Below are 9,283 nucleotides of genomic sequence, written 5' to 3'. Positions count from 1 at the left end.
GAGGAAAGTTACTGTTGAGACTCCTGATTAGTTTATTAATTTTTGTGTTAAGTAGCTAGACAATTAAACCCTTTAGAGATAGGGCGATCATGGCGGAGTTTGCTATTATATAGTTTTGTAAATAAATATCAAACTCAAGGATTTTTGAAGATGGTATGTAGCTAAACTGAAAGTATAGATTACAGAGGTAAAAATACTTATGATGCTACTACAAGATGTTGCGAGAACCTCTAGAGAACAAGCATTAATTCTGTGGTTTGAAGAAGTAGACAGCAAAGATGTGGGATTAGTCGGTGGGAAAAACTCCTCATTAGGCGAAATGATCCAACAATTAACCCCGAAAGGGATTAATGTCCCCACAGGATTCGCCACCACCGCTTACGCTTACCGTCACTTTGTCGAAAAAGCCGGACTAGACGCACAATTAAGACAAATTTTCCAAGATTTAGACGAAAACGATGTGCAGAACCTGCAAGAAAAAGGTAAACAAGCACGCACATTAATCCTCAATACACCGTTCCCCGATGATTTAAGTCATGCGATCGCTATTGCCTATCGCCGACTCTGTGAACGTTATGGCGATGATCTCTATCATTCCATCGATGTGGCCGTTCGATCGAGCGCCACTGCCGAAGACTTACCAGAAGCGAGTTTTGCTGGACAACAGGAAACCTACCTCAACGTGCAAGGGGTGAGGGGAGTTTTAGAAGCTTGCCATAAATGTTTTGCCTCTTTATTCACCGATCGCGCTATTTCCTACCGTCATCATAACGGTTTCGATCACTTTTCCGTCGCCCTTTCCGTCGGTGTCCAAAAAATGGTGCGTTCAGATCTAGCCACCTCCGGGGTGATGTTTTCCATCGATACGGAAACAGGGTTCAAAAATGCCACTTTAATCACGGCAGCCTACGGTTTAGGGGAAAATGTCGTGCAAGGAGCCGTTAACCCCGACGAATATCTGGTTTTTAAACCCACTCTTAAAAACGGCTACAAACCCATCCTCGACAAACGCCTCGGCAGTAAAGCCATCAAGATGATCTACGATGATGGAGGATCGCGTCTAACCAAGAATATCCGAGTTAACAAGCTAGAACAGGATCAATTCTGCATTAGCGACCAAGAAATCCTCACTTTAGCCCGTTGGACGACCCAAATCGAGGAACATTACTCGCAAGTGCGCGGAACCTACACCCCCATGGACATCGAATGGGCAAAAGATGGGATCACGGGAGAACTCTTTATCGTTCAGGCCCGTCCAGAAACCGTACAATCACAAAAAGCCGCTAATATCCTTAAATCCTACGAAATTAAAGAAAGAAGTCAAGTTTTAGCGGTGGGACGGAGTGTAGGTGCGGCAATCGGTCAAGGAAAAGCCAGAGTCATCCTCAGTGTAGATAAAATCAACAACTTTAAACCGGGAGAAGTTCTCGTCACCAATCGCACGGATCCCGACTGGGAACCGATTATGAAACAAGCAAGCGCGATCGTTACTAATCAGGGTGGTCGTACTTGCCATGCCGCTATTATCGCACGAGAAATGGGCATTCCGGCGATCGTGGGTTGCAATAATGCCACGGAAACGATTAAAACCGGTCAGGAAGTCACCGTTTGCTGTGCGGAAGGGGATGAAGGGAAAGTTTACCTCGGATTGCTACCCTTTGAAATTCTTGAAACTCCCCTGGACAATTTGCCCCAAACTCGGACAAAAATCCTCATGAATATCGGTAATCCCGAAAAAGCCTTCGCTTTTGCCGATATTCCTGCCCAAGGGGTCGGTTTAGCGCGTCTAGAGTTTATTATCGCTAACCATATTCAGGCCCACCCCAGTGCCTTGCTGAAATTCCACGAATTGGAAGAAGGAGACGTAAAAGACCAAATCGCCGAATTAACCAAACACTACGAGGATAAACCCCAATTTTTCGTCGATAAATTGGCCCGGGGAATTGCCATGATTGCAGCCGCATTTTACCCCAAAGATGTAATTGTGCGGATGTCCGATTTTAAATCCAATGAATACGCTAATTTATTGGGTGGCAAACCCTTTGAACCCAAGGAAGAAAACCCGATGATCGGTTGGCGCGGCGCTTCCCGTTATACTGATCCTAATTATCGCGAGGCTTTCGCTTTGGAATGTCGGGCGCTGAAAATGGTCCGGGAAGAAATGGGATTAACTAATGTGATTCCGATGATTCCTTTCTGTCGTACCCCCGAAGAAGGGATGAGAGTCCTTGAAGAAATGGCGAAAAATGGTCTCGAACGCGGGGTTGATGGTTTGCAAGTTTATGTGATGTGTGAGTTACCAAGTAATGTAATTCTTGCTGACCAATTTGCTCAGGTGTTTGACGGATTTTCGATCGGTTCTAATGATTTGACCCAATTAACCTTAGGATTAGATCGGGATTCTGCCCTAGTTGCCCATCTTTTTGATGAACGGAATGAGGGAGTTAAACGCATGGTGAAAATGGCCATTGAAACCGCTAAAGCCCATAATCGCAAAATCGGTATCTGTGGTCAAGCCCCCAGTGATTACCCCGAATTCGCTCAATTTTTAGTGGAATTAGGCATCGATTCCATCAGTCTTAATCCTGATTCTGTCCTCAAGACTTTATTGATGGTGGCAGCAGTGGAGCAAGGACAATAGTTTAGTGACAAAGGTGGGCAAGTCCCACCTTTTTTTGTCTTGATATAAGTAATACTAAATCCGTCGAGTATAGGCTACATATCAGGACAGGCACTCAGGCAAAAGGGAGAATAAATAATCAGTTTTTACTAACCAGATTTAGTATTAGATATTGAGGGGTAATTAATTAAAATTCCCAACAGTGATTAGCATCCTTTAACGCGGCTTTTACCGTCGATAATTGACTGAAATTCTCCAATAAATAGAGCAAAATAAGATGGTAATTTCTTCTAAAATTAAGGAAAGTTTTTGATTATCACCAGAGGATAAATATCGATCCACCAGTTGATAACATTCATAGATTTTCAAGAATAATTATTAGTTTTTTAAGAGATGGCGGTACTTTTCTTGGAGATTTTCCGTTGCTTGAGTTAATTTTCCCTTGTCGTCTAAGATGGATAGTTTCATGATTTCCGATGAGGCTTTAATTAAAAGCAGTACCTCCCGAAACTTGGCTGCATCTTCCTCTAGATGAGGATTAAAATTAGCTCGTGACTCCAGTTCATTTAAACTCTGAATAGCTCTACTATTCAGACTATGAACGAGGTATTGTAACTCCTTAATTCTGCGCTGAACTTGTCCTAAAAAACCCTTACTTTTATCTAACTGAGCTATTTTATTATCCACTTCCTTGGCGTATTCGATAGCTTTAGTTAGGGCCTTTTTCCCTTCTCCTCCTAAGACAAAACCACCAATCATTAAAGCAGGTCCGACGGTAATACCTCCTAAAACCACTGTTCCCAGGGCCATACCACCACCACCGGCAGCTAAAGAACCACCTCCTAACCATGCTAAGGTAGCATTCCAAGCCGCTACCCCACTAAGTCCACTAATTGCTGTTCCTGTACTAGCAGTACCGAAAAGACCAATTAATCCTAGGGTTCCCTGACTGGCTGCCGAAGCGACTCCCACTACTTTTAAACCCCCCACAGCCAAACTTTGCGCGTCTAACACTTCTGCTTTATATTCCTTGAATTGTTCGGCAGAAAATCCCTCAAACCCTTCTAAGAAGCGTTGATGGGATTGGGAAGAATTTTGACCAAGTCTTTGACCTATTCTTTGATCAATTCTGCTAATAAACTTAATAAATCTGCCGATGGTGTTGATTTTGACATTAATTTGCAGTTGACCGTATTCTTCCGCAAATTTTTGGGTAGCTTGAAACTTTTTTTCTAGGGATTTGTTGGCTTTTTTATATCTTTGTTCGGCACTTTTGCCAATTTTTTGCGCCTTTTGTAGCTTGGATACACCATCAGCACCAGCACTAACTCCCACACCAGCAGTAACTAAGGCCGCCGCACCAAGAATAATCGGGATAATAAAGATCATGACCGAAAAGCTCCTAGTTTATTCAGTTTTGTAAAATTCTACCAACATAGTTAAAAAAAAATCAAGGATTGTATCGGTAGAATTACGGCCCTCTTATTCTTTGTGTGATTAGTTTAACTTATATAGAAGCGATCAATCTTTGTGTCCTTTGTGTCTTTGTGGTTCGTTCCACGCACTCGCCAGCAAGACTGTATTTTAGAATAGATTTTACCCACCGAACCCAAGAGAGCCGAATCACTGAATAGCTGATAGCTGGTAGCTGAGGATTTATAACTTGCGTTCGTAACTTAACAAGGTATTTTTTAATAACATTGCCACTGTCATCGGACCGACACCACCCGGTACAGGAGTAAGATAACTAGCTACTTCTAAAACTCCAGCATAGTCCACATCCCCCACCAAACGGTCAGCGACGCGATTAATCCCCACATCCACCACTACCGCACCAGGTTTTACCATATCCGGGGTGATTAAATTCGCTTTACCGACCGCAGGTACTAAAATATCGGCACTTCTGGTTATTTCTGCCAGATTTTCCGTGCGCGAGTGAGCAATAGTTACCGTAGCGTTTTCCTCCAATAACATTAAAGCTAAAGGTTTCCCCACTAGAATGCTGCGACCCAGTACCACCGCGTGCTTACCGGCTATGGGAATATTATATTCTTTCAGCAGTGCCATGACCCCCGCAGGAGTACAACTGCGGATACAGTCCTCACCCCGCACTAAACCGCCTAAATTGAGAGGATGTAAACCATCAGCATCTTTTTTCGGGTCAATTTGGTAGAGAAGGGAAACCGCGTCTAAATGCTTAGGTAAAGGTAATTGAATTAAAATCCCGTCCACCCGCTCATCTTGATTGAGACGGACAATTTCCGCTAAAACTTCTAGTTCATTTGTATCGGTTGGAAAATGACGACCAAAAGAGGCCATACCGATTTTAGTACAAGCTTTCTCCTTATTGCGGACATAAACGGCACTAGCGGGATTATCCCCCACCATCAACACCGCTAACCCCGGAGGTCTTCCCATTGGAGATTTTAGCGTCTGGATGCGCTCTCCTAGACCAAGCTGGATTTTTTGAGCTAAGGCTTTCCCGTCGAGAATTTGGCAAGTAGTTACGGACATTCTATGATAATACCGAGAACAAAAATCTTTCGGATCTATTCTATGGTCAAAAAGATTGGCTAATCGCACTCGTTAAGGTTAAAGCAAGAATGTCTATTCAGACTCGTGTAGGGCGCATCGGCAGTTTATTATTATTGCTAGGGTTATTCGGTTGTAGTACCCTTGCTGACCTCGGTATTGCCGTTCCCTACATCGGTGATCCTCCCCTAACAGCGATCGAGCAATTACAGGAAAAACCAAAAGGTGCTTTAGTTTATCTTAGGGGAACTGTGAGCAATTATGCCCCTTTTTTAGCGGGAGGAGCCTATCTTTTGCAGGATGGTTCGGGCAAGATTTGGATTCGCACCAATAGCAATAAATTACCCCGTCAAGGCGAAGAAATCGTCATTAAGGGCAAAATTGACTTTGAAGTTATTCCCCAGGGTTCCCAAAGCGTTAACGAATTGTATGTGGTGGAATTAGAACAGATGGATGCAGTAGCAGTTAATTCGGTTCCCACTCCTTCCCCGTCCCCAGAAATTAAACCTTCCCCCACCTCAGAAGTTAAACCCCCAGAAAATAATTCTCCCCCAGTCTCCACTAAACCCCTCGAAAATCCCCGACAGGTGACAATTCCCAGCGCAGCTGAAACAAAACCCCCAGCAACTCCCGTCGTTACCCCCGTTAAACCCAATCCCCCCGCGCAACCCGTCGCGGAAGCGATTCCCCCCAAACCCCCCGCAGTGGTTAAACCCATCCCAGATCCCCTCGATGCTTTCTTTTTACCCCATAAACAAAGCGAGAAATAGCTAGGGTTAGGTGTGGGAATTATGAATTATGAATTATGAATTATGAAGTGGGGAGAAAATACAAATAATCTCCTGACAACTGATAACTGACAACTGATAACTGATAACTGATGATATTTGTTGCTTTGGCGATTTTAGAACAGGACGGTCGCTTTTTAATGCAGTTGCGCGACGACATCCCGACGATTCTCTATCCGGGGGTGTGGGGTTTATTTGGTGGTCACTTAGAAGCGGGTGAAAGTCCAGAAATAGGGTTAAAACGAGAGTTAAAAGAAGAAATTAACTACGAAGCCCCTAGTTTACGCTATTTTCGCTCTTATAACGATGATAATCTCTCCCGTTATCTTTATCATGTACCCCTGACCCTGGAATTAGAAAAATTAGTGCAAACGGAAGGGCAAGATTTAGCATTATTACCCCCGGCTGCCATCCTTCAAGGGGAATACTATTCCCAGAAGATTAATCAGACTCGTCCTTTAGGAAAAATTCATCGCCAGATATTACTCGATTTTCTAGAAGTAGAATTATAGTGGATATTAGAGCCAGACAAGGAACTCCCCTATCTATACGAAAGTCGTAGTTAACACCGCTCCTCACCTCCCTCGAAGGCAAAATGCTCCCGCTTTTTGAATGGCTTTATCTAAACGTCAATCTTATTTTGGCTTTGTCTTTATGAACCAGTCGCGTCCCTCGTTCGTTTCCGTGCAGAAACTCCTATCTGGAGGTGCGATCGCTACCCTAGCAGTTAGTTCCCTGATGGTCTTTACCCCCGCAGCCAAAGGGGAAAAACCCTTAGAAGATAACCCGAAAGCGGTCATCGACCAGGTTTGGCAAATTGTTAATAATGAATTTGTAGATCGTAGTTTTCATCAAATTGATTGGCAAAAAAAACGTCAAGAATTGTTAAGCAGAAATTATACTAATCCCCAACAAGCTTACACGGCAATCCGGGAAGCTTTAAAGGAATTGGGTGATACTTATACCCGTTTTTTAACTCCTAGGGAATTTTCTGTCCTCACCAGTCAAACTTCTGGAGAATTATCGGGAATTGGGGTACGTTTAGCTCTCGATAAACGCACTAGCGATCTGGTCGTTGTCGATACGGTGAAAAAATCCCCCGCCAAGGAAGCGGGAGTGAAAAGCGGCGATCGCCTGATCAGAATTAACGGCAAACCCACCGCTTTAATGACCTTAGAACAGGCAATGGAAGCACTACAGGGAGAAGTGGGTACTAGCGTTAGTTTACAGCTTGCCCGTCCCGATCAAGGGGTATTTGAAGTGACTTTGACCCGGGTAGATATCGAAATTCCCTCGGTTAGCTATACCCTTAAACAGGAAGGTGGGGTGAAAGTTGGTTATATCAAACTGGATGAATTTAGTTCCCACGCAGCCGAACAAATGAAACAGGCGATCGAGGAATTAAGTCAACAACAGGTATCCGGCTATGTTCTCGATCTGCGGGGCAACCCCGGCGGGTTACTATTTGCTAGTGTCGATATCGCTCGTATGTGGATGAAACAGGGCAAAATCGTTAGCACCATCGATCGACGGGGCGGAGATCGCCAATTTATCGCCAATAACACCGCTATTACCGATTTACCCCTAGTAGTCTTGGTTAATAAAGGTTCCGCCAGCGCCAGCGAAATCCTCGCCGGAGCACTAAAAGAAAATGGCCGGGCGACTTTAGTAGGTACATCGACTTATGGCAAGAGTACCGTCCAATCGGTACACACCCTTTCCGATGGTTCTGGTTTAGCGGTGACAATTGCCCGTTATTATCCCCCCAACGGCGAAAATATCTACAAAAAAGGCATTAAACCCGATGTGCAGATCGAGTTAACCCAGGAACAACAGCTGCGCTTCCGCGATGATCCTTCTTTGCTGGGAACTAAGGATGATCCCCAGTACCAACAGGCGATCTCACTCCTACAATCCCATAATGTTAAACGTCCCGGCACTAGCAATCTCAATAACCCTTTGAGTAGTCGGGCCGAATAATCGTCCTAGAAAATCTGGGGAAACGGCGACTGTCTCGGCGAAATGGCGATTCTAGAACGGCCTTTAAAGCATTTAACAGCGCTCTCTCTCGCTCCCGTGCAGTTGCTCGTGATTCCCGCCCAAAGATTTCTGCAGCTACAAATTATGCACCTAAGCATAAGACGCAGTATAAAACTGTATCTTAGATTACAAATGCTCGATTATTCGCCAAAAAGTAACCTGATCAAAACCTCACACCCTGCTCTATAATTCCCGACGACCTTCTAAAGCTCTCGCTAAGGTTACTTCATCAGCGTATTCCAGATCGCCGCCCATGGGCAACCCAAAAGCGATGCGGGTAACTTTAGTGAAGGGTTTTAGTAAACCCCCGATATACAAAGTCGTGGTTTCCCCCTCGACACTGGGACTGATAGCTAAGATAACTTCCTGAATTTTTTTCTGGCTGACTCTGGTGACTAAAGACTGTATATTTAATTGATCCGGTCCAATGCCATCCATAGGTGAGATAACACCCCCTAAAACGTGATATTTGCCCGAATATTCCCTAGTTTTCTCCAAAGCAATCACATCTCTGGAGTCAGCTACCACACAGATAGTCCCCGTTTCTCGGTTGGGATTGCGGCAAATTTCACAAATCGGTTCGGCCGAAAGATGGAAACAAACCTGACATAATCCTACTTGTTTTTTCGCTGCTACGATCGCCTGGGCCAATTCGAGCGCATCTTGTTCCGGTCGTTTGAGAATATACAGGGCCAAACGTTGGGCGCTTTTGGGTCCGACTCCGGGTAATTTTTGTAACTGCTCGATCAAACGAGCTAAAGGCGGTGTATAAATAGCAGTTAATCCTCTTATCAGTTTTTTAGTCGTCAGGATTCAGGAGTCAGGAGGCAGGATTCAGGAGACAGGGGATTGGTTTTATTTATTCTCCCTGCTCCCTAGTTCATAATTCATAATTCATAATTCATAATTCCCCACTGCTCACTGATTAAGACCTTTTTGGTAAACGGACATCGATAACACTGGTGTTGAAATTATAATTATCTCCTTCCAACTCGATTAAAGTGCCAATTTTCACCTTTTGACCGCCAACAACCGCACCGGTATCGGTAACTTCCGCTTGACCACTGAGAGTCATGATCATATCTTGAGAATAGTTTTCCGTGCGGGGATCGGGTAGGACTTTCACACTACCATCTGGCTGCGGAACTAAGACATTTCTCGCTAAAGGTTTAACATTTTTTATATCCACTTGACCAGCCGGTTGATTACGAATAACAATATTAGTTTTCTTCTCGGTATTGAATTGATTAATCAAAGCATTGGGATTGAGAACACTTAAACCCCGGACAATAACATCCACTTC

General features: G+C 44.2%; 8 protein-coding genes. 4 read left to right on the top strand and 4 right to left on the bottom strand.

Going from position 1 to position 9,283, the window contains the following annotated elements; translation table 11 throughout:
* The first annotated feature begins 199 nt into the window (after positions 1 to 199).
* Positions 200 to 2,641: a phosphoenolpyruvate synthase gene (gene ppsA, locus PX484_RS11885; protein WP_004268894.1), complete on the top strand. Its 2,442-nt coding sequence runs from the start codon at positions 200 to 202 to the stop codon at positions 2,639 to 2,641.
* Positions 2,642 to 2,998: 357 nt separating this feature from the next.
* Here the strand turns inward: ppsA and PX484_RS11880 are convergent, their stop codons facing one another.
* Together PX484_RS11880 and folD are read right to left on the bottom strand one after the other, a co-directional pair.
* Positions 2,999 to 4,009 carry a hypothetical protein gene (locus PX484_RS11880; RefSeq protein ID WP_287766970.1) on the bottom strand — a complete coding sequence of 337 codons (1,011 nt, stop codon included), beginning with the start codon at positions 4,007 to 4,009 and terminating at the stop codon, positions 2,999 to 3,001.
* 267 nt (positions 4,010 to 4,276) lie between these two features.
* A complete protein-coding gene (folD, locus tag PX484_RS11875; protein ID WP_287231891.1) occupies positions 4,277 to 5,134 on the bottom strand; it encodes a bifunctional methylenetetrahydrofolate dehydrogenase/methenyltetrahydrofolate cyclohydrolase FolD in 858 nt (285 codons plus the stop codon).
* 89 nt (positions 5,135 to 5,223) lie between these two features.
* Here folD and PX484_RS11870 point away from each other — a divergent pair, with 89 nt between their 5' ends.
* From PX484_RS11870 to ctpB, 3 genes are all read left to right on the top strand, one after another.
* Positions 5,224 to 5,922, top strand: a complete 699-nt coding sequence (locus PX484_RS11870; RefSeq protein WP_004268899.1) for a hypothetical protein — start codon at positions 5,224 to 5,226, stop codon at positions 5,920 to 5,922.
* Between the two features lie 110 nt (positions 5,923 to 6,032).
* A complete protein-coding gene (locus tag PX484_RS11865; protein WP_288103989.1) occupies positions 6,033 to 6,452 on the top strand; it encodes an NUDIX hydrolase in 420 nt (139 codons plus the stop codon).
* A 142-nt stretch (positions 6,453 to 6,594) separates the two neighbouring features.
* Positions 6,595 to 7,920, top strand: a complete 1,326-nt coding sequence (ctpB, locus tag PX484_RS11860) for a carboxyl-terminal processing protease CtpB (RefSeq protein WP_353736996.1) — start codon at positions 6,595 to 6,597, stop codon at positions 7,918 to 7,920.
* A 243-nt stretch (positions 7,921 to 8,163) separates the two neighbouring features.
* Here ctpB and recR read toward each other — a convergent pair whose 3' ends face one another.
* Positions 8,164 to 8,754 carry a recombination mediator RecR gene (recR, locus tag PX484_RS11855; RefSeq protein WP_071839459.1) on the bottom strand — a complete coding sequence of 197 codons (591 nt, stop codon included), beginning with the start codon at positions 8,752 to 8,754 and terminating at the stop codon, positions 8,164 to 8,166.
* Between the two features lie 151 nt (positions 8,755 to 8,905).
* Positions 8,906 to 9,283 (bottom strand): DUF4330 domain-containing protein (locus PX484_RS11850; RefSeq protein ID WP_288103986.1); only part of this gene is annotated, 378 nt, incomplete at its 5' end.

This window comes from Microcystis sp. M49636_WE2 (assembly GCF_030065375.1).
Taxonomy (GTDB): domain Bacteria; phylum Cyanobacteriota; class Cyanobacteriia; order Cyanobacteriales; family Microcystaceae; genus Microcystis; species Microcystis aeruginosa_C.
This window is presented reverse-complemented; position numbering and strand designations above follow the sequence as displayed.